The organism is Pseudomonas sp. RtIB026 (assembly GCF_016861355.2).
In the GTDB taxonomy this organism is placed as follows: domain Bacteria; phylum Pseudomonadota; class Gammaproteobacteria; order Pseudomonadales; family Pseudomonadaceae; genus Aquipseudomonas; species Aquipseudomonas peradeniyensis.
Genome location: NZ_AP023348.2, coordinates 5,778,863 through 5,799,910, shown reverse-complemented (window position 1 = coordinate 5,799,910; position 21,048 = coordinate 5,778,863). Strand labels below are relative to the sequence as shown.

Below are 21,048 nucleotides of genomic sequence, written 5' to 3'. Positions count from 1 at the left end.
GGCCCACAGCAGTTGTGGGCAACGCTCAGCCCCGTTCCAGCAGGATACGCCCGCGGCTCAGGTCGGCGAGCTGCTGCTGCAGCACCTCGAGGTGGCTGTCACCCAGGGCGATGCGCAGGTCGACGCCGTTGGCGGTGAACTGTTCGTCCAGCACCAGGCCGTCGACGTCCGCCAGGCGCAGCTTGACCAGCGCCAGTTCGCTGAAGGTGCAGCTGCAGGTGAACTCGCTGCGCTGTACCAGCAAGCGCTTGGGCGCCTGCTGCAGGCACTTGTTGGCGCCGCCGCCATAGGCCCGGGCCAGGCCGCCGGTGCCCAGTTGGATGCCGCCGTACCAGCGGATCACCAGGACCACCACCTGGTCGCAGTCCTGGGCCTCGATGGCGGCCAGGATTGGGCGCCCGGCCGTACCACCAGGCTCGCCGTCGTCGCTGCTGCGGTATTGGCCGCCGAGCTTCCAGGCCCAGCAGTTGTGGGTGGCCGCCAGGTCGCTGTGGCGTTCGATGAAGGCCATGGCCTCGGCCGGGCTGCTGATCGGGCCGGCGAGGGTGATGAAGCGGCTCTTGCGGATGTCCTCGCGGAACTCGCAGAGCTCGAGCAGGGTAGAAGGCATAAGTCTGGGTCAGGCGGGCGTGCTGATGCCGCAGCCTTTGAGAATGATGTGGATAAGGTTGTTGCTGGCGTCTTCCATGTCCTGCTTGGTCAGCCGGCTGCGTCCGGTCACCTGGCAGATCTGGGTGGCGAAGTCGGCGTAGTGCTGGGTGCTGCCCCAGAGCAGGAAGATCAGGTGCACGGGGTCCACCCGGTCCATCTTGCCGGCGTCCATCCAGGCCTGGAACACCGCGGCGCGACCGCGGAACCATTCGCGGTAGTCGGCGCTGAAGTACTCGCTCAGGCATTCGCCGCCGCTGATCACTTCCATGGCGAAGATCCGCGAGGCCTGTGGGTTGCGCCGGGAGAACTCCATCTTGGTGCGGATGTACTGGCTGAGCGCTTCGGCCGGGTCGTCCTCCACGCTCAGGGCGTTGAAGGTGCTGTCCCACAGCTCGATGATGTTACTCAGCACCGCGATGTACAGGCCCAGCTTGTTGGTGAAGTAGTAGTGCAGGTTGGCCTTGGGCAGCCCGGCCTTGAGCGCGATGGTATTCATGCTCGTGCCCTTGTAGCCGTGCCGGGCGAACTCGTCTTCGGCGGCCTGGATGATGGCCTGTTCGTTCTTCTGGCGAATGCGGCCGGCGGGCTTGCCCGAGGCGGGGGAGCGATGCGCAGGGACTTCTAGGGTCATGGACGATTCCGGGCGGGTCGTTACGGATGTCCGACAGATTACCTGCCTGTGCCGAAGTGACAAGCATTAGCGGTACAGATGCGTATCAACGTGTCGCAGCCAGGCTCTCGAGGAAGCTTTCCAGCACCAGGTTCGGCCGGCGGCCCTTGCGGGTCACCCAGCTCAGGCTCAGGTCATAGAAGCGCTGGGCGGGTTTGAGTGCGCGCAGGCGGCCCTGCTGCACCCAGAACATCGCGTAATGGTCGGGCAGGTAGCCGATGTAGCGTCCGGTGAGGATGAGGAAGGCCATGCCTTCGCGGTCCGAGGCGCTGGCGGTACAGTGCAGGGCCTGGTAATGGGCCTGGATGTCGGCCGGCAGGCGGAAGGTCGGGGCGATCGCGTCCTGGCCATTGAGGCGATCGTCGTCGATCTGCTGGTCGTCGGCATAGAACAGCGGATGGCCGACCGCGCAGTAGAGCAGCGAGCGTTCGCTGTACAGCGGCTGGTACTCAAGCCCCGAGAGCGGGCTGGTCTGCGGCACCACGCCGACATGCAGGCTGCCATCGAGCACGCCCTGCTCGACCTGGCTCGGCGCGATCATGCGGATCTGGATGCGCACGTCCGGGCCGCGGTCCTTCAGTTCCGCCAGGGCGTGGGTGATGCGCATATGCGGCAGGGTCACCAGGTTGTCGGTGAGGCCGATGTTCAGTTCGCCGCGCAGGTGCTGGTGCAGGCCGTTCACTTCGGTGCGAAAGGTTTCCAGGGCGCTGAGCAGTTGCAGCGCCGAATGGTAGACCTCGCGGCCTTCCTCGGTCAGCGAAAAACCGGCGCGGCCGCGTTGGCACAGACGCAGACCCAGGCGTTGCTCGAGGTCGTTCATCTGCTGGCTGATCGCCGAGCGGCCGATCCCCAGTACGTTTTCCGCTGCCGAGAAACCGCCGCATTCGACGACGCTGCGGTAGATTTTCAGCAGGCGGATGTCGAAATCGCTGACCTGGGCGAGGGGATCGGGGCGTCGGCTCATTAGTTTAGTTATCCGCTGACTGAAGATTAGAAATGCTGGGTTTTTCGAACTTTATCGCCGTGACAATTTAGCTGCAACAACACCCATCGTTGCCTAATCGTCTTCCGAGGAATCGCCCGATGAACATGCCCGAAACCGCCCAGGCCGGTCTGGCCAGCCAGCTCAAGCTGGACGCCCACTGGATGCCGTACACCGCCAACCGCAACTTCCAGCGCGACCCGCGGCTGATCGTGGCAGCTGAAGGCAACTACCTGGTCGATGACAAGGGCCGCAAGATCTTCGACGCTTTGTCGGGGCTGTGGACCTGCGGCGCCGGGCATACCCGCAAGGAAATCAGCGAAGCGGTGGCTCGCCAGGTGGCCACGCTCGACTACTCGCCGGCCTTCCAGTTCGGTCACCCGCTGTCGTTCCAGCTGGCCGAGAAGATCGTCGACCTGGTGCCAGGTGACCTGAACCACGTGTTCTACACCAACTCCGGCTCCGAGTGCGCCGACACCGCGCTGAAGATGGTCCGTGCCTACTGGCGTCTGAAGGGCCAGGCCACCAAGACCAAGATCATCGGCCGTGCCCGTGGTTACCACGGTGTGAACATCGCCGGCACCAGCCTGGGCGGCGTCAACGGCAACCGCAAGATGTTCGGCCAGCTGCTGGACGTCGACCACCTGCCTCATACCGTGCTGCCGGTCAACGCCTTCAGCAAGGGCATGCCGGAAGAGGGCGGTATCGCCCTGGCCGACGAGATGCTCAAACTGATCGAACTGCACGATGCCTCGAACATCGCCGCAGTGATCGTCGAGCCACTGGCCGGTTCCGCCGGCGTGCTGCCGCCGCCGAAGGGTTACCTGAAGCGTCTGCGTGAGATCTGCACGCAGCACAACATCCTGCTGATCTTCGACGAAGTGATCACCGGCTTCGGTCGCATGGGCGCGATGACCGGCGCCGAAGCCTTCGGCGTCACCCCGGACCTGATGTGCATCGCCAAGCAGGTCACCAACGGCGCCATCCCGATGGGCGCGGTGATCGCCACCAGCGAGATCTACCAGACCTTCATGAACCAGCCGACCCCCGAGTACGCGGTGGAATTCCCCCACGGCTACACCTACTCGGCGCACCCGGTCGCCTGCGCCGCTGGCATCGCCGCACTGGACCTGCTGCAGAAGGAAAACCTGGTGCAGTCCGCCGCCGACCTGGCGCCGCACTTCGAGAAGCTGCTGCACGGTGTGAAGGGCACGAAGAACGTCGTCGACATCCGCAACTACGGCCTGGCCGGCGCCATCCAGATTGCCGCGCGCGACGGTGATGCCATCGTCCGTCCGTACGAGGCGGCCATGAAGCTGTGGCAAGCCGGCTTCTATGTGCGCTTCGGTGGCGACACCCTGCAGTTCGGGCCAACCTTCAATACCCAGCCGCAAGAGCTGGATCGCCTGTTCGACGCGGTGGGCGAAGCCCTGAACAAGGTCGACTGACTTTTCTGATTTTGACGTCGGGCGCGTGAGTACCACGCGCCTGTCTCTACCTTCTTTATCTGGAGTTCTGCATGAGCATTGTTCAGCACCTGATCCACGGCGAGCTGGTCACCAAGGGCGAGCGCACCGCCGATGTCTTCAACCCGTCCACCGGCCAGGCCGTGCGCAAGGTCGAACTGGCCAGCCGCGCCACCATCCAGCAGGCCATCGATTCGGCCAAGGCCGCCTTCCCGGCCTGGCGCAACACCCCACCGGCCAAGCGTGCCCAGGTGATGTTCCGCTTCAAGCAGTTGCTGGAGCAGAACGAGGCGAAGATCTCGCAGATGATCAGCGAGGAGCACGGCAAGACCGTGGAAGACGCCGCTGGCGAGCTCAAGCGTGGCATCGAGAACGTCGAGTTCGCCTGCGCTGCCCCTGAACTGCTCAAGGGTGAGTACAGCCGCAACGTCGGCCCGAACATCGACGCCTGGTCCGACTTCCAGCCGCTGGGCATCGTCGCCGGCATTACTCCGTTCAACTTCCCGGCCATGGTGCCGCTGTGGATGTACCCGCTGGCCATCGCCTGCGGCAACGCCTTCATCCTCAAGCCGTCCGAGCGCGATCCGAGCTCGACCCTGTATATCGCCCAGCTGCTGCTGGAGGCCGGCCTGCCGAAGGGCATCCTCAACGTCGTGCATGGCGACAAGGAAGCGGTTGATGCGCTGATCGAGGCGCCGGAGGTCAAGGCCCTGAGCTTCGTCGGTTCGACCCCGATCGCCGAGTACATCTATGCCGAGGGCACCAAGCGCGGCAAGCGCGTCCAGGCCCTGGGCGGCGCGAAGAACCATGCGGTGCTGATGCCAGACGCCGACCTGGACAACGCCGTCAGCGCGCTGATGGGCGCGGCCTACGGTTCCTGTGGCGAACGCTGCATGGCCATTTCGGTGGCTGTGTGTGTCGGCGACCAGGTGGCCGATGCGCTGATCGCCAAGCTGGAACCGCAGATCAAGGCGCTGAAGATCGGTGCCGGCACTTCCTGTGGCCTGGACATGGGCCCGCTGGTGACCGCCGCCGCGCGTGACAAGGTGGTGGGTTACATCGATGACGGCGTTGCTGCTGGCGCCAAGCTGGTGGTCGATGGTCGTGGCTACCGTGTGGCCGGTAACGAGGATGGCTATTTTGTCGGCGGCACCCTGTTCGACAAGGTCACCCCCGAGATGCGCATCTATAAGGAAGAGATCTTCGGCCCGGTGCTGTGCGTGGTGCGGGTGAACAGCCTGGAACAGGCCATGCAGCTGATCAACGAGCACGAGTACGGCAACGGTACCTGCATCTTCACCCGTGACGGTGAGGCGGCGCGGCTGTTCTGCGACGAGATCGAAGTGGGCATGGTTGGGGTCAACGTACCGCTGCCGGTGCCGGTGGCGTACCACAGCTTCGGTGGCTGGAAGCGTTCGCTGTTCGGCGACCTGCATGCCTATGGCCCGGACGGTGTGCGCTTCTATACCCGTCGCAAGGCGATCACCCAGCGCTGGCCACAGCGGGCCAGCCATGAGGCTTCGCAGTTTGCGTTCCCGAGCTTGTAAGGCGCAGGGGTGAAAGCGGGGCGGCCGAGAGGCCGCCCCGCTTTGCTTTTTGGGCTGCTTTATATAGGTGTCGGGGCTGGCAGGTGGCTGGCTTGGGGTTGGGTTGTGTGTGGGAGGTGTTCGCCGTGGGATTGTGTTGTGTTCCAGAAGTGTTCACCGAGGGTTCTATGGCGCCTATGAGATCAAGCGCCGCCCGCGCGGCGCATCGCGGGACAAGCCCGCTCCCACATTTGTTTCGGGCCAGTCAATCCTGTGCCATTACCTGGTCCGCCTTGTTGGTCCGACGCGGTTTCAGCGTGGTCACCACTGTCGCTGCGCACGACTCGAGGCATGCACCAAGGCAGGCGCCGATACTTTCACAGGCATAATTGGCCCGAAACAGATGTAGGAGCGGCCTTGTGCCGCGATGCGCCGCGCGGGCGGCGCTCGGTCTCATAGGCGCTGCAAGGGTTGTGGCGAACACTTGGTGGCCCTGACGCGGTCTTTTTCCTCGATATTCCAATTTGATGAAATTAACGGTTGACGCCCTCTCAGATCCCCTTATAATGCGCCCCACTTCCAGCGACATCGGAACGAAAAACTCCTTGAATATCAAAGAGTTGATTGTTGAAGAGGGTTGCGGAGGTGCTTCGATCACCTGATCGGCAGCGGTGAAAAAAGGCAGTTGACAGCAGGTTGTAACGCTGTATGATTCGCCTCCCGCTACGAGAGATCGCAGCGAGTCAAGTGTTTGAAGTGAAACGAAAAACTTCAAAATAAACGCTTGACACGAAATGAGGAAAGCGTAGAATGCGCGCCTCGGTTGAGACGAAAAGCTCTTAACCAAACGCTCTTTAACAAATTGAATCAAGCAATTCGTGTGGGTGCTTGTGAGTATGGACTGATAGTCGCCAAGATTATCAGCATCACAAGTGGCCATGCGAGAAATCACATAGTCATTTGAGATTGCTGAGCCAAGTTTAGGGTTTCTTAAAAACCCAAGCAGTATTGAACTGAAGAGTTTGATCATGGCTCAGATTGAACGCTGGCGGCAGGCCTAACACATGCAAGTCGAGCGGATGAGAGGAGCTTGCTTCTTGATTCAGCGGCGGACGGGTGAGTAATGCCTAGGAATCTGCCTGGTAGTGGGGGACAACGTTTCGAAAGGAACGCTAATACCGCATACGTCCTACGGGAGAAAGCAGGGGACCTTCGGGCCTTGCGCTATCAGATGAGCCTAGGTCGGATTAGCTAGTAGGTGAGGTAATGGCTCACCTAGGCGACGATCCGTAACTGGTCTGAGAGGATGATCAGTCACACTGGAACTGAGACACGGTCCAGACTCCTACGGGAGGCAGCAGTGGGGAATATTGGACAATGGGCGAAAGCCTGATCCAGCCATGCCGCGTGTGTGAAGAAGGTCTTCGGATTGTAAAGCACTTTAAGTTGGGAGGAAGGGTTGTACGCTAATACCGTGCAATTTTGACGTTACCGACAGAATAAGCACCGGCTAACTCTGTGCCAGCAGCCGCGGTAATACAGAGGGTGCAAGCGTTAATCGGAATTACTGGGCGTAAAGCGCGCGTAGGTGGTTCGTTAAGTTGGATGTGAAAGCCCCGGGCTCAACCTGGGAACTGCATCCAAAACTGGCGAGCTAGAGTACGGTAGAGGGTGGTGGAATTTCCTGTGTAGCGGTGAAATGCGTAGATATAGGAAGGAACACCAGTGGCGAAGGCGACCACCTGGACTGATACTGACACTGAGGTGCGAAAGCGTGGGGAGCAAACAGGATTAGATACCCTGGTAGTCCACGCCGTAAACGATGTCAACTAGCCGTTGGAATCCTTGAGATTTTAGTGGCGCAGCTAACGCATTAAGTTGACCGCCTGGGGAGTACGGCCGCAAGGTTAAAACTCAAATGAATTGACGGGGGCCCGCACAAGCGGTGGAGCATGTGGTTTAATTCGAAGCAACGCGAAGAACCTTACCAGGCCTTGACATGCAGAGAACTTTCCAGAGATGGATTGGTGCCTTCGGGAACTCTGACACAGGTGCTGCATGGCTGTCGTCAGCTCGTGTCGTGAGATGTTGGGTTAAGTCCCGTAACGAGCGCAACCCTTGTCCTTAGTTACCAGCACGTAATGGTGGGCACTCTAAGGAGACTGCCGGTGACAAACCGGAGGAAGGTGGGGATGACGTCAAGTCATCATGGCCCTTACGGCCTGGGCTACACACGTGCTACAATGGTCGGTACAGAGGGTTGCCAAGCCGCGAGGTGGAGCTAATCTCACAAAACCGATCGTAGTCCGGATCGCAGTCTGCAACTCGACTGCGTGAAGTCGGAATCGCTAGTAATCGCAAATCAGAATGTTGCGGTGAATACGTTCCCGGGCCTTGTACACACCGCCCGTCACACCATGGGAGTGGGTTGCACCAGAAGTAGCTAGTCTAACCTTCGGGAGGACGGTTACCACGGTGTGATTCATGACTGGGGTGAAGTCGTAACAAGGTAGCCGTAGGGGAACCTGCGGCTGGATCACCTCCTTAATCGAAGACATCAGCCTGCTGATGAGCTCCCACACGAATTGCTTGATTCATTGTGTAAAGACGATGCTGTAACGCGACCCTGTTATAGGTCTGTAGCTCAGTTGGTTAGAGCGCACCCCTGATAAGGGTGAGGTCGGCAGTTCAAATCTGCCCAGACCTACCAATTACTTGGTGCGGCCTAGAATACGGGGCCATAGCTCAGCTGGGAGAGCGCCTGCCTTGCACGCAGGAGGTCAGCGGTTCGATCCCGCTTGGCTCCACCACTCTTTCAGGTTTCGCAGCACTGCTCAGAACTTAGAAATGAACATTCGTTGATGAATGTTGATTTCTGACTTTTGTCAGATCGTTCTTTAAAAATTCGGATATGTGATAGAAATAGACTGAACACCAGTTTCACTGCTGGTGGATCAGGCTAAGGTAAAATTTGTGAGTTCTGCTCGAAAGAGCGACGTGCGAATTTTCGGCGAATGTCGTCTTCACAGTATAACCAGATTGCTTGGGGTTATATGGTCAAGTGAAGAAGCGCATACGGTGGATGCCTTGGCAGTCAGAGGCGATGAAAGACGTGGTAGCCTGCGATAAGCTTTGGGGAGTCGGCAAACAGACTGTGATCCAGAGATCTCTGAATGGGGGAACCCAGCCAGCATAAGCTGGTTATCTTGTACTGAATACATAGGTGCAAGAGGCGAACCAGGGGAACTGAAACATCTAAGTACCCTGAGGAAAAGAAATCAACCGAGATTCCCTTAGTAGTGGCGAGCGAACGGGGACCAGCCCTTAAGCTGGTTTGAGATTAGTGGAACGCTCTGGAAAGTGCGGCCATAGTGGGTGATAGCCCCGTACACGAAAATCTCTTGCCAGTGAAATCGAGTAGGACGGAGCACGAGAAACTTTGTCTGAACATGGGGGGACCATCCTCCAAGGCTAAATACTACTGACTGACCGATAGTGAACCAGTACCGTGAGGGAAAGGCGAAAAGAACCCCGGAGAGGGGAGTGAAATAGAACCTGAAACCGTATGCGTACAAGCAGTGGGAGCCTACTTTGTTAGGTGACTGCGTACCTTTTGTATAATGGGTCAGCGACTTATATTCAGTGGCGAGCTTAACCGAATAGGGGAGGCGTAGCGAAAGCGAGTCTTAATAGGGCGCTTTAGTCGCTGGGTATAGACCCGAAACCGGGCGATCTATCCATGGGCAGGTTGAAGGTTAGGTAACACTGACTGGAGGACCGAACCGACTACCGTTGAAAAGTTAGCGGATGACCTGTGGATCGGAGTGAAAGGCTAATCAAGCTCGGAGATAGCTGGTTCTCCTCGAAAGCTATTTAGGTAGCGCCTCATGTATCACTGTAGGGGGTAGAGCACTGTTTCGGCTAGGGGGTCATCCCGACTTACCAAACCGATGCAAACTCCGAATACCTACAAGTGCCGAGCATGGGAGACACACGGCGGGTGCTAACGTCCGTCGTGAAAAGGGAAACAACCCAGACCGTCAGCTAAGGTCCCAAAGTCATGGTTAAGTGGGAAACGATGTGGGAAGGCTTAGACAGCTAGGAGGTTGGCTTAGAAGCAGCCACCCTTTAAAGAAAGCGTAATAGCTCACTAGTCGAGTCGGCCTGCGCGGAAGATGTAACGGGGCTCAAACCATGCACCGAAGCTACGGGTATCATCTTATGATGATGCGGTAGAGGAGCGTTCTGTAAGCCTGTGAAGGTGAGTTGAGAAGCTTGCTGGAGGTATCAGAAGTGCGAATGCTGACATGAGTAACGACAATGCGAGTGAAAAACTCGCACGCCGAAAGACCAAGGTTTCCTGCGCAACGTTAATCGACGCAGGGTTAGTCGGTCCCTAAGGCGAGGCTGAAAAGCGTAGTCGATGGAAAACAGGTTAATATTCCTGTACTTCCAGTTATTGCGATGGAGGGACGGAGAAGGCTAGGCCAGCTTGGCGTTGGTTGTCCAAGTTTAAGGTGGTAGGCTGAGATCTTAGGCAAATCCGGGATCTCAAGGCCGAGAGCTGATGACGAGTGCTCATTAGAGCGCGAAGTGGTTGATGCCATGCTTCCAAGAAAAGCTCCTAAGCTTCAGATAACTGGGAACCGTACCCCAAACCGACACAGGTGGTTAGGTAGAGAATACCAAGGCGCTTGAGAGAACTCGGGTGAAGGAACTAGGCAAAATGGCACCGTAACTTCGGGAGAAGGTGCGCCGGTGAGGGTGAAGCACTTGCTGCGTAAGCCCACGCCGGTCGAAGATACCAGGCCGCTGCGACTGTTTATTAAAAACACAGCACTCTGCAAACACGAAAGTGGACGTATAGGGTGTGACGCCTGCCCGGTGCCGGAAGGTTAATTGATGGGGTTAGCGCAAGCGAAGCTCTTGATCGAAGCCCCGGTAAACGGCGGCCGTAACTATAACGGTCCTAAGGTAGCGAAATTCCTTGTCGGGTAAGTTCCGACCTGCACGAATGGCGTAACGATGGCGGCGCTGTCTCCACCCGAGACTCAGTGAAATTGAAATCGCTGTGAAGATGCAGTGTATCCGCGGCTAGACGGAAAGACCCCGTGAACCTTTACTATAGCTTTGCACTGGACTTTGAGCTTGCTTGTGTAGGATAGGTGGGAGGCTTTGAAGTGGGGACGCCAGTTCTCATGGAGCCATCCTTGAAATACCACCCTGGCAACCTTGAGGTTCTAACTCAGGTCCGTTATCCGGATCGAGGACAGTGTATGGTGGGTAGTTTGACTGGGGCGGTCTCCTCCCAAAGAGTAACGGAGGAGTACGAAGGTGCGCTCAGACCGGTCGGAAATCGGTCGTAGAGTATAAAGGCAAAAGCGCGCTTGACTGCGAGACACACACGTCGAGCAGGTACGAAAGTAGGTCTTAGTGATCCGGTGGTTCTGTATGGAAGGGCCATCGCTCAACGGATAAAAGGTACTCCGGGGATAACAGGCTGATACCGCCCAAGAGTTCATATCGACGGCGGTGTTTGGCACCTCGATGTCGGCTCATCACATCCTGGGGCTGAAGCCGGTCCCAAGGGTATGGCTGTTCGCCATTTAAAGTGGTACGCGAGCTGGGTTTAGAACGTCGTGAGACAGTTCGGTCCCTATCTGCCGTGGACGTTTGAGATTTGAGAGGGGCTGCTCCTAGTACGAGAGGACCGGAGTGGACGAACCTCTGGTGTTCCGGTTGTCACGCCAGTGGCATTGCCGGGTAGCTATGTTCGGAAGAGATAACCGCTGAAAGCATCTAAGCGGGAAACTTGCCTCAAGATGAGATCTCACTGGAGCCTTGAGCTCCCTGAAGGGCCGTCGAAGACTACGACGTTGATAGGTTGGGTGTGTAAGCGCTGTGAGGCGTTGAGCTAACCAATACTAATTGCCCGTGAGGCTTGACCATATAACACCCAAGCAATTTGCGCCGAGGCCAAATTGTGGTGGTGAAGACGAAAGAACCGAAAGTTCGCGACAAACCACAAATATCGCATATCCGAATTGGCTGGAGTATCCATCTGGATGTTCTGGCAACAGAATTTCTTGACGACCATAGAGCATTGGAACCACCTGATCCCATCCCGAACTCAGCAGTGAAACGATGCATCGCCGATGGTAGTGTGGGGTTTCCCCATGTGAGAGTAGGTCATCGTCAAGATTCATTTCGCAAAACCCCTATCTGCGCGAGCAGGTAGGGGTTTTGTCTTTTCTGCGTTGCAAAATAAACACAGTCTCCCCCTGTAGGAGCGGCCTCGCGCCGCGAAAGGGCCGCAACGCGGCCCCAGGATTTGTGCATCAAGCTGATATCGCCGGGTCTGCTACGCAGCCCTTTCGCGGCACAAGGCCGCTCCTACACAGGGATCGCGTCAACCGCCTCCGTGATAAGGTTCCTGTTCTGCACCAACCGCACTTCCGAGACCACCCAATGCCCCAGACCACCTCACTTCACTCAGGCTTCATGATCGTCCAGGGCAACCGCCTGGACGACCTGCGCAATCTGGTGGTGAGCGTGATGCGCCGCTATCCCCTGGCACCGTTGGAAAACGAAATCGCCCTGGTGCAGAGCAACGGTATCGCCCAATGGTTGAAACTGGCCCTGGCCGAGGACCCGCAGGACGACGACCAGGGCGGTTGCGGGATCGCCGCCGCCATCGATGTGCAGCTTCCGGGCAGCTTCATGTGGCAGCTGTATCGCCGCGTGCTGGGGCGCGATGAAATCCCCGAGGTCTCACTGCTCGACAAGGCGCCCCTGACCTGGCGCCTGATGCGCCTGCTCCCGGAAGTGATCGAGCGCCCGCACTTCGAGCCCCTGCGCCGCTTCCTCACCGATGACAGCGACCTGCGCAAGTGCTATCAGTTGGCGGAGCGCCTCGCCGACCTGTTCGACCAGTACCAGGTCTACCGTGCCGACTGGCTGAAGGACTGGGCAAGTGGAGCCCATGTGCTCAACACCGCACGCGGCGAGCGCAAGCCGCTGGCCGCCGGCAATCGTTGGCAGGCCGAGCTGTGGCGGATCCTGCTCGAGGATGTGGGCGAGGCGGGCATGGCCCAGAGCCGTGCCGGCGTGCACCAACGTTTCATCGAGCGGATCAACGCCCTGGAGCAGGCGCCCGCCGGGCTACCGGCACGGCTGATCGTGTTCGGCATCTCGTCGCTGCCCGCCCAGATCCTCGAGGCCCTGGCAGGCCTGGCCCGCTTCAGCCAGGTGCTGCTGTGCGTGCACAACCCCTGCCGCCATCACTGGGGCGATATCGTCGCCGACAAGGACCTGTTGCGACACCAGTACAAGCGTCAGCAACGCAAGCAGAGCATGCCCCTGCAGCTGGACGATGAGCTGCTGCACCAGCATGCGCATCCGCTGTTGGCGGCCTGGGGCAAGCAGGGGCGCGACTATATCAACCTGCTCGACAGCTACGACGATCCCGGCAGTTACCAGGGCGTGTTCAGCGACGGACGCATCGACCTGTTCAGCGAAGGTGAGCCCAAGACCCTGCTCAACCAGCTGCAGGATGACATCCTCGAGCTGCGCCCGCTGGCCGAGACCCGCGAGCAATGGCCGGCGGTTGACCCGGCCAAGGACCGTTCCGTACGTTTCCATCTGGCCCACAGTCCACAACGCGAAGTGGAGATCCTGCACGATCAGTTGCTGGCCCGCTTCAGTGCCGACCCCACGCTGCGGCCCCGCGACGTCATCGTCATGTTGCCGGCCATCGACACCTACGCACCGCATATCCGCGCGGTGTTCGGCCAGCTCGACCGCAACGATCCGCGTTATATCCCGTTCACCCTGACCGACCAGGGCCAGCGTGGTCGCGACCCGCTGCTGATCGCCCTGGAACATCTGCTCAAGCTGCCCGACAGCCGTTTCGCCGTCAGCGAAGTGCTCGACCTGCTGGACGTGCCGGCAGTGCGTGCCCGCTTCGCCATCCAGGAAAGTGACCTGCCAACCCTGCACCGTTGGATCGAAGGCGCTGGTATCCGCTGGGGACTGAGCGCCGAGCAACGTGCCAGCCTTGGCCTGCCGGAGGGGCTTGAGCAGAACAGTTGGCGCTTCGGCCTGCGGCGCATGCTGCTGGGTTACGCCGTCGGCGTGGGCGAAAGCTGTGACGGTATCGAGCCGTACGATGAGATCGGGGGGCTCGACGCCGCGCTGATCGGCCCGTTGGTGGCGTTGCTCGATGCTCTGGACATTGCCTGCCAGGCCCTCTCGCAACCCGCCTCGGCGACAGAGTGGGGGGCACGGCTGCATGCGCTGCTGCAGATCTTCTTCCTGGCCGAGAACGAGCACGACGAGTTGCTCCTGGTCCAGCTGCAAGACCTGCGCGACACCTGGCTGGAAACCTGCGACGCGGTTGGCCTGCACGACTTGCTGCCACTGACCGTGGTGCGCGAAGCCTGGCTGTCCGGGCTGGACCAGGGCAAGTTGTCCCAGCGCTTCCTGGCCGGCTCGGTGAACTTCTGCACCCTGATGCCCATGCGCGCCATCCCGTTCAGGGTGGTCTGCCTGCTGGGCATGAACGATGGCGACTACCCGCGTGCCCAGCCGCCCCTCGACTTCGACCTGATGGCCAGCGACTACCGGCCAGGGGATCGTTCCCGTCGGGAGGATGACCGTTACCTGTTGCTCGAGGCCTTGCTCTCGGCACGCGACCAGCTCTATGTGAGCTGGGTCGGGCGCAGCATCCGCGACAACAGCGAGCGCCCGTCCTCGGTGCTGATCGGGCAGTTGCGCGATCACCTGGCCGCCGGCTGGCAGCTCGCCGGCGCCAGGACCGGCCAACGCGACGACCCGGGGCAGCAGTTGCTGCATGCCCTGACCCAGGAACACCCGTTGCAGCCGTTCAGCCAGCGCTACTTCCAGAAGGGCAGTCCGTTGTTCAGCTTCGCCCATGAGTGGTTGGCGTTGCATCAGGCCGGGGATGAAGCGCAAGCGCCTACCGCGCTGTTGCCCTACGCCAGCGATGAGCCGCTCAACCTGGTGCAGCTTCAGGACTTCCTGCGCCATCCGGTGCGGCATTTCTTCAGCCAGCGCCTGAAAGTGTTCTTCGAGGCGCTGGAGGCACCGACCCCGGACGAAGAACCCTTCGTGCTGGACGCCCTGCAACGCTATGGCCTGAGCGAAAGCCTGCTCGGCGCCGCGCTGGCCGATCCGGACAACGCCGAGCGGGCGCTGCAGGCCCAGGCCCGACGCCTCCAGGCCTGCGGGATGCTGCCGCTGGCAGGCTTCGGCGAAGCCTTGCAGGCCGAGTTGATCCAGCCGCTGCCGGACCTGCTGCAACGCCATCGGCAACTTCTGCAACGCTGGCCGACCCTGGTCGAGGGGGCCCTGCCGGTCCATTTCGAACACGGGCCGTTGCGCCTGGAGGGCTGGCTCGGCCGGGTGTACCAGGCCGAGGACCAGAGCCTGCTGAGCATCGCCACCGTGCCCAATACCCTCAGTGCCGGGCGCAACAGCCTGAAGTGGCACCGGCTGGTGCCGGCCTGGGTCATGCACCTTGCCGCCTGCGCCTCGGGCTATCCGCTGCACAGCGCGCTGGTGGCCAGCGACCTGACCTTGTTGCTGGCACCGCTACCCCAGGGCGAGGCGGCAGAGCGCCTGGGCGAACTGCTGGTGGCACGCCAGGCGGCAATGAACGCCCCTTTGCCCGTGGCGGCCAAGACGGCCTTCGCCTGGCTGGCCCAGGAGGATCCGGACAAGGCCGTGGCCGCCGCGATCCGCGCCTATGAGGGTGACGGCCAGAACAGCTTCGGCGAGCGCAGCGAAAGCCTGGCGCTGGCCCGCCAGTACCGTGACTTCGCCGCGCTGGCCCTCGACGAGACCTTCGAAGGCTGGTGCGAAGCCCTTTATCGCCCCTTGTTCGCAGCGCCCTGGCAGACCCTGGGTAACCCGGAGAACGCCCAATGACCCAAGCCCGTCCCCTGGCGCTGAGTTTCCCCCTGCACGGCAGCCAGCTGATCGAAGCCAGCGCCGGTACCGGCAAGACGTTCACCATTTCGGCCCTGTACCTGCGGCTGATCCTCGGCCATGGCGGTGAGCAGGGTTTCAGTCGCGAGCTGCTGCCACCGCAGATCCTCGTGGTGACCTTTACCGACGCGGCCACCAAGGAGCTGCGCGAGCGTATTCGCACGCGCCTGGCCGAGGCGGCGCGCTTCTTCCGTGGCGAGCTGGACGATGCCGACCCGCTGCTGCACCTGCTGCGCGACGATTATCCACAGGAGCAATGGCCGCGCTGCGCCAGCCGCCTGGAGATCGCCGTGCAGTGGATGGACGAGGCTGCCGTTTCGACCATCCACGGCTGGTGCCAGCGCATGTTGCGCGAGCACGCCTTCGACAGCGGCAGCCTGTTCACCCAGAGCCTGGAGACCGATCACAGCGAACTGCTGGGCCAGGTCATGCGCGACTACTGGCGGCGCTTCTGCTACGGCATGCGCGGCGAGTCGCTGGCCTGGGTGCGCGGCAACTGGGGCAGCCCCGATGCCTTGTTGCCGAGGATCAGGCCGCTGTTTGGCCGTGTCCGTGGCCAGGAGGACGAGCAAGACCCGCAGTCGTTGATTGAGGCGACCCTGCGCCAGCGCACCGAGCAATTGGCGCAACTCAAGGCGCCCTGGGGCGCCTGGGCCGACGAGCTGCAGCAGATCTGCCGCGATGCCGTGGCGGCCAAGCAGGCCGACGGGCGCAAGCTGCAGGCACGCTATTTCGAACCCTGGTTCGACAAGCTGCGGGCCTGGGCCGGTGATGAGCAAGCCATGGAATTGGACCTGGGCACCGGCTTCACCCGCCTGACGCCCGCCGGCCTGGCCGAGGCCTGGAAGTCCGGCGAGCCGCCGCAGCACCCGGCGCTGCGGGCCATGGAATCCTTGCGCGAGCAGTTGCAGGGCCTGGCCAGTCCCGATGCGCGGTTGCTGGAGCACGCCGCTGCCTGGGTATCGGCGCGCTTCGAGGTGGAGAAACGTCGCCGCGCCGAAATGGGCTTCGACGACATGCTGCTGCGTCTTGAACATGCCCTGGGCAGCGATTCCGGCGAGCGCCTGGCCGCGTTGATCCGTGAGCAGTTCCCGGTCGCGTTGATTGATGAGTTCCAGGACACCGACCCCGTCCAGTACGGAATCTTCGAGCGCATCTACCGCATTACCGAGAACAACCCGGACACCGGCCTGTTCATGATCGGCGACCCCAAACAGGCAATCTACGCCTTCCGTGGCGCCGACATCTTTACTTACCTGGCCGCGCGCCGCGCCACCGCCGGGCGCCTGCACAGCCTGGACACCAACTACCGCTCCAGCCAGGCCATGGTCGCGGCAGTGAACCGCGTGTTCCTGCAAGCCGAGGAACGTATCGAGGGCCGTGGCGCCTTCCTGTTCCGGAGCCAGGGCGACAATCCATTGCCATTCGTCGAAGTGCGCGCCAAGGGTCGTGGCGAGCAACTGTTGATCGCCGGACAGCCCAGCGCGGCCCTGCATTGCTGGCAGCTGGAGAGCGACGAGCCGGTATCCAGCACAGCGTATCGCCAGCAGCTGGCCGCCAGTTGCGCCAGCCATATCGTCGAGCTGCTCGAGGGTGGGCAGCAGGGCGTCAGCGGTTTCGCCGATGCCGCCGGCAAGCTGCGGGCCTGCCTGCCTTCCGATATCGCCATCCTGGTGCGCGACGGTCGCGAGGCCCAGCTGGTCCGCGCCGAACTGGCCGCCCGCGATGTGCGCAGCGTGTACCTGTCGGACAAGGACTCGGTATTCGCCGCCCAGGAGGCCCATGACCTGCTGGCCTGGCTCAAGGCCTGCGCCGAGCCGGACTCGGAGCGTATGCTCAAGGCCGCCCTGGCCAGCCTGACCCTCGACTTGCCGCTTATCGAACTGGAGCGTCTGAACCAGGACGAGCGGGTCTGGGAAAGCTGGGTGATGCGCTTCCGCCGTTACCGCGACACCTGGCAGCGCCAGGGCGTGCTGCCGATGCTGCGCCGCCTGCTGCACGACTTCCAGCTGCCGCGGGCGCTGATGGGCCGCAGCGACGGCGAACGGGTGCTGACCAACCTGCTGCACCTGGCTGAACTGCTGCAGCAGGCCGCCGGCGAGCTGGATGGCGAGCAGGCGCTGATCCGTCACCTCACCGAGCACCTGGCCAACGCCGGGCAGGCCGGAGAAGAGCAGATCCTGCGCCTGGAAAGCGACGAGCAATTGGTCAAGGTGGTGACCATCCACAAGTCCAAGGGCCTGGAATACCCCTTGGTGTACCTGCCGTTCATCTGCACCAGCAAGCCGGTGGATGGCCAGCGCCTGCCCCTGGGCTGGCACGACGACCAGGGGCAGGCACACCTGACCCTGACCCCGAATGCCGAGCAGATCGAGCGCGCCGACGACGAACGCCTGGCCGAGGACCTGCGCCTGCTCTACGTTGCCTTGACCCGTGCCCAGCACGCCTGCTGGCTGGGCGTTGCCGACCTCAAGCGCGGCACCCAGCGCAGTTCGCAGCTGCACCGTTCGGCCTTGGGCTACCTGCTGGGCGGTGGCCTGCCGTTGGCGGCTTCCAGCCAGCTGGGCGAGTGGCTCGCCACCCTGGCGGCCGGCAATCCGGCCATCACCCATGGTCCACTGCCGGAGGTTCAGGCCCTGTGTTACCGCACGCCGGACAGCCAGCGCGAACTGCTGCCGCCGCGCAAGCCACGGCGGGCCGCTGCGGAGCATTGGTGGATCGCCTCGTACAGCGCCTTGCGGGTGGGTGACCAGACCCTGGTCGCCGACAGCTCCCAGGCCCAGCAACTGCTGGACGACGAGGTGCTGGACAGCCAGGCGCTGCGCGAGGTGCCGGCCGAGGCGGGCGATATCCACCGCTTCCCCCGTGGGCCGAATCCGGGCACCTTCCTCCACGGCCTGCTCGAATGGGCGGGGCGCGAAGGGTTCGCCGAGGTCGCCGCCCAAGGGCCGGTGATCGAACGCACCGTGGGCCAGCGCTGCAACCGGCGCGACTGGACCGGCTGGATTCCCACGCTGACCCAGTGGCTGCAGCAACTGCTGGTCCAGCCCATGCCGTTGCAAGGGGCCACCTTGACCCTCGCAGGCCTTGAGCGCTACCAGGTCGAAATGGAGTTCTGGTTCGCCAGCCATCAGGTCGATGCGGTGCGCCTCGACCACCTGGTGGCGCGCCACACGCACGTTGGCATGACGCGGGCGGCCGCCCAGCCGACCGTGCTTAACGGCATGTTCAAGGGCTTCATCGACCTGGCCTTCGAGCTCGACGGGCGCTACTACGTGGCCGACTACAAGTCCAACTGGCTCGGCCCCGACGCCGAGGCCTACGGCGCCCTGGCCATGGAGCAGGCAATTCTCGAGCACCGCTACGACCTGCAGTACGTGCTCTACCTGCTGGCCCTGCATCGCCAGCTGCGCGCGCGCCTGCCCGACTACGACTACGACCGGCATGTCGGCGGTGCCGTGTTCATCTTCCTGCGTGGCGTCACCTCGGCCGGTCACGGGCTGTATCATGCGCGGCCTCCCCGGGCGCTGATCGAACAGCTCGACGCGATGTTCCGGGGTGAGCAAGAACCTGCCCAACAGGACCTGTTTGCCGGAGCCACGCCATGAGCCGCAACCTCGACGACCTGCTGCCCACACCCTTGCAGGCCGAGCACCTGAGCGCCCTGGCGCCACTGCGCCATAGCCAGGACTTGCTGGCATTGCTCGATCGCTGGGTCGAGCGTGGCTGGCTGCGCGCACTGGACCGGGCCTTCGTGAGTTTCCTCGAGGAGCGGGCGCCGGGCAGCGATCCGCTGGTGCTGCTGGCGGCCGCCCTGGCCAGCCACCAGCTGGGTCATGGCCATGTCTGCCTCGACCTGCAACAGACCCTTGCCGAGCCGGACTTCGCCCTGTCGCTGCCGCCGGAAGGCGATGCCCTGGCCGGGCCGTTGCTGCTGCCTTCGCAGCTGCTGGCCAGCCTCGAACTGGGCACCTGGTTGCAGCGGATCGCCGAGAGCCCCCTGGTTGCCACTGGCGATACCGTCGAGCAGCGTGCCCGACCACTGGTGGTCAGCGGTGAGCGCCTGTATCTGCGCCGCTATTGGACCTACGAGCGACGCATCGACAACGCCCTGCATGAGCGCCTGGCGCGCCTTCAGCCGCAGCCGGCCGACCTGGCACTACGCCTGGCGCAACTGTTCGAAGGTGGCTCGGTTGCAGGCGAAGTGGACTGGCAGAAGCTGGCCTGCGCCCTGGCCACCCGTGCCGGCTTCAGTGTCATCACCGGCGGCCCCGGAACCGGCAAGACCACCACTGTGGTACGTCTGCTGGCGTTATTGCAGGGGCCTGCGGTCGAGCAAGGCCGGCCGCTGCGCATCCGCCTGGCGGCGCCGACCGGCAAGGCCGCGGCGCGCCTCACCGAGTCCATCGGTCAGCAGGTGGAACGCTTGCAGGTGGATGGCGCGGTGCGGGCGCAGATCCCCACCGAGGTCAGCACCGTGCACCGCCTGCTGGGCAGCCGCCCGGGGTCGCGGCACTTCCGCCATCATGCCGGCAACCCGTTGCCCCTGGATGTGCTGGTGGTCGACGAAGCCTCGATGATCGACCTGGAGATGATGGCCAACCTGCTCGATGCCCTGCCGGCCAATGCGCGTCTGGTGTTGCTGGGCGACAAGGACCAGCTCGCCTCGGTGGAGGCCGGGGCGGTGCTGGGCGACCTGTGCCGTGACGCCGAGGACGGCTGCTACTGGCCGCAGACCCTGGCCTGGCTGGAGCAGGTGGGCGGGCAATCGCTGGCCGACATCGGCCTGAAGACGGGCGACGGTCAGCGCAACCCGCTGGCCCAGCAGATCGTGATGCTGCGCCACTCACGGCGTTTCGGCGAAGGCAGCGGCATCGGCCAGTTGGCGCGCCTGGTCAATCGCCAGAAAGCCCTGGAGGCGCGTGCGCTGCTGGCGACCCGACCGGCGGATGTCCATTGCCTGACCCTGGGCGGCGAGCATGACAAACGCTTCGACCGCCTGCTGCTCGATGGCCTCAACCAGGGTGCCGAAGGACCACAGGGCTATCGCGGTTACCTGCGTACCATCGGTCGCCTGCGCCCGCCGCCAGGTACGCCAGGCGACGATCCGCGCTGGGAGCGCTGGGCGGCCGAGGTGCTGCAGAGCTTCGAGGCGTTCCAGTTGCTCTGCGCCGTGCGCAAGGGCGCCTGGGGTGTCGAAGGCCTCAACGAGCGGGTCGCCCGGGTGCTGCACAACGCTGGGCTGATCGACAGCCAGCAACCCTGGTACGAGGGCCGTCCGGTACTGGTGACCCGCAACGACTATGGCCTCGGCCTGATGAACGGCGATATCGGCATCGCCCTGCGCCTGCCGGACGATCAGGGCGAGGCGCTGTTGCGCGTGGCTTTCCCGCGCAACGATGGCAGCGGTGGGGTTCGTTTCGTCCTGCCCAGCCGCCTCAGCGAGGTGGAAACAGTATTCGCCATGACCGTGCACAAGTCCCAGGGCTCGGAATTCAGCCATACCACGCTGGTGCTGCCCGACGCGCTGAACCCGGTGCTGACCAAGGAGCTGGTGTACACCGGCATCACCCGCGCCAAGCATTGTTTCAGCCTGATCGAGCCGCGCGCCGGGGTGTTCGAGGAGGCCGTGGGGCGCAAGGTCCGGCGGGTCTCGGGGCTGATGCTGGAGCAAGTCTGACTCTGGAGTTTGCCGCCGATATGCTATCGTTGCGGCATTATCCGCAAACATTTTGTGAGATTTCC

8 protein-coding genes, 2 tRNA genes and 3 rRNA genes are annotated in these 21,048 nt (G+C 62.3%); 10 read left to right on the top strand and 3 right to left on the bottom strand.

Annotated features, from left to right (window positions below):
• Positions 1 to 25 precede the first annotated feature (25 nt).
• The 3 genes from PRtIB026_RS25995 to PRtIB026_RS25985 all read right to left on the bottom strand — a co-directional run bounded on the left by PRtIB026_RS25995 (position 26) and on the right by PRtIB026_RS25985 (position 2,285).
• Positions 26 to 610 (bottom strand): IMPACT family protein, encoded by a 585-nt coding sequence (locus tag PRtIB026_RS25995; protein ID WP_203650407.1) that lies wholly within the window; start codon positions 608 to 610, stop codon positions 26 to 28.
• A gap of 9 nt (positions 611 to 619) precedes the next feature.
• Positions 620 to 1,282: a TetR/AcrR family transcriptional regulator gene (locus tag PRtIB026_RS25990; protein ID WP_023629633.1), complete on the bottom strand. Its 663-nt coding sequence runs from the start codon at positions 1,280 to 1,282 to the stop codon at positions 620 to 622.
• A gap of 85 nt (positions 1,283 to 1,367) precedes the next feature.
• Positions 1,368 to 2,285 (bottom strand): LysR family transcriptional regulator, encoded by a 918-nt coding sequence (locus PRtIB026_RS25985; protein WP_110739145.1) that lies wholly within the window; start codon positions 2,283 to 2,285, stop codon positions 1,368 to 1,370.
• A 119-nt stretch (positions 2,286 to 2,404) separates the two neighbouring features.
• Here PRtIB026_RS25985 and PRtIB026_RS25980 point away from each other — a divergent pair, with 119 nt between their 5' ends.
• The 10 genes from PRtIB026_RS25980 (at position 2,405) to recD (ending at position 20,983) form a co-directional block, all read left to right on the top strand.
• A complete protein-coding gene (locus PRtIB026_RS25980; RefSeq protein ID WP_203650409.1) occupies positions 2,405 to 3,751 on the top strand; it encodes an aspartate aminotransferase family protein in 1,347 nt (448 codons plus the stop codon).
• Positions 3,752 to 3,822: 71 nt separating this feature from the next.
• Positions 3,823 to 5,316 carry a CoA-acylating methylmalonate-semialdehyde dehydrogenase gene (locus PRtIB026_RS25975; protein ID WP_050703641.1) on the top strand — a complete coding sequence of 498 codons (1,494 nt, stop codon included), beginning with the start codon at positions 3,823 to 3,825 and terminating at the stop codon, positions 5,314 to 5,316.
• A 989-nt stretch (positions 5,317 to 6,305) separates the two neighbouring features.
• A 16S ribosomal RNA gene (locus PRtIB026_RS25970) occupies positions 6,306 to 7,842 on the top strand.
• Between the two features lie 86 nt (positions 7,843 to 7,928).
• Positions 7,929 to 8,005: transfer RNA gene (locus PRtIB026_RS25965), tRNA-Ile, on the top strand.
• Between the two features lie 24 nt (positions 8,006 to 8,029).
• Positions 8,030 to 8,105: transfer RNA gene (locus tag PRtIB026_RS25960), tRNA-Ala, on the top strand.
• Positions 8,106 to 8,350: 245 nt separating this feature from the next.
• Positions 8,351 to 11,244: ribosomal RNA gene (locus PRtIB026_RS25955) — 23S ribosomal RNA — on the top strand.
• Between the two features lie 136 nt (positions 11,245 to 11,380).
• Positions 11,381 to 11,496: ribosomal RNA gene (gene rrf, locus PRtIB026_RS25950) — 5S ribosomal RNA — on the top strand.
• The 16S, 23S and 5S rRNA genes sit together here with 2 tRNA genes alongside, the layout of an rRNA operon.
• 267 nt (positions 11,497 to 11,763) lie before the next feature.
• A complete protein-coding gene (recC, locus tag PRtIB026_RS25945) occupies positions 11,764 to 15,243 on the top strand; it encodes an exodeoxyribonuclease V subunit gamma (RefSeq protein ID WP_203650411.1) in 3,480 nt (1,159 codons plus the stop codon).
• The gene (gene recB / locus PRtIB026_RS25940) at positions 15,240 to 18,911 is read left to right on the top strand and encodes an exodeoxyribonuclease V subunit beta (RefSeq protein ID WP_203650413.1); all 3,672 of its coding nucleotides are present in this window, start codon (positions 15,240 to 15,242) and stop codon (positions 18,909 to 18,911) included. The genes recC and recB overlap by 4 nt, the downstream gene beginning before the upstream one ends.
• Entirely contained in the window at positions 18,908 to 20,983 is a 2,076-nt protein-coding gene (recD, locus tag PRtIB026_RS25935; protein ID WP_203650416.1) for an exodeoxyribonuclease V subunit alpha, read from the top strand. The genes recB and recD overlap by 4 nt, the downstream gene beginning before the upstream one ends.
• Positions 20,984 to 21,048 lie beyond the last annotated feature (65 nt).

What these genes read in the sequence shown, in the direction of transcription:
- PRtIB026_RS25975 (WP_050703641.1), top strand. Translation starts at nt 3,823, where the DNA reads ATGAGCATTGTTCAGCACCTGATCCACGGCGAGCTGGTCACCAAGGGC.
- recD (WP_203650416.1), top strand. Translation starts at nt 18,908, where the DNA reads ATGAGCCGCAACCTCGACGACCTGCTGCCCACACCCTTGCAGGCCGAG.
- recB (WP_203650413.1), top strand. Translation starts at nt 15,240, where the DNA reads ATGACCCAAGCCCGTCCCCTGGCGCTGAGTTTCCCCCTGCACGGCAGC.
- PRtIB026_RS25995 (WP_203650407.1), bottom strand. Translation starts at nt 610, where the DNA reads ATGCCTTCTACCCTGCTCGAGCTCTGCGAGTTCCGCGAGGACATCCGC.
- PRtIB026_RS25985 (WP_110739145.1), bottom strand. Translation starts at nt 2,285, where the DNA reads ATGAGCCGACGCCCCGATCCCCTCGCCCAGGTCAGCGATTTCGACATC.
- PRtIB026_RS25980 (WP_203650409.1), top strand. Translation starts at nt 2,405, where the DNA reads ATGAACATGCCCGAAACCGCCCAGGCCGGTCTGGCCAGCCAGCTCAAG.
- PRtIB026_RS25990 (WP_023629633.1), bottom strand. Translation starts at nt 1,282, where the DNA reads ATGACCCTAGAAGTCCCTGCGCATCGCTCCCCCGCCTCGGGCAAGCCC.
- recC (WP_203650411.1), top strand. Translation starts at nt 11,764, where the DNA reads ATGCCCCAGACCACCTCACTTCACTCAGGCTTCATGATCGTCCAGGGC.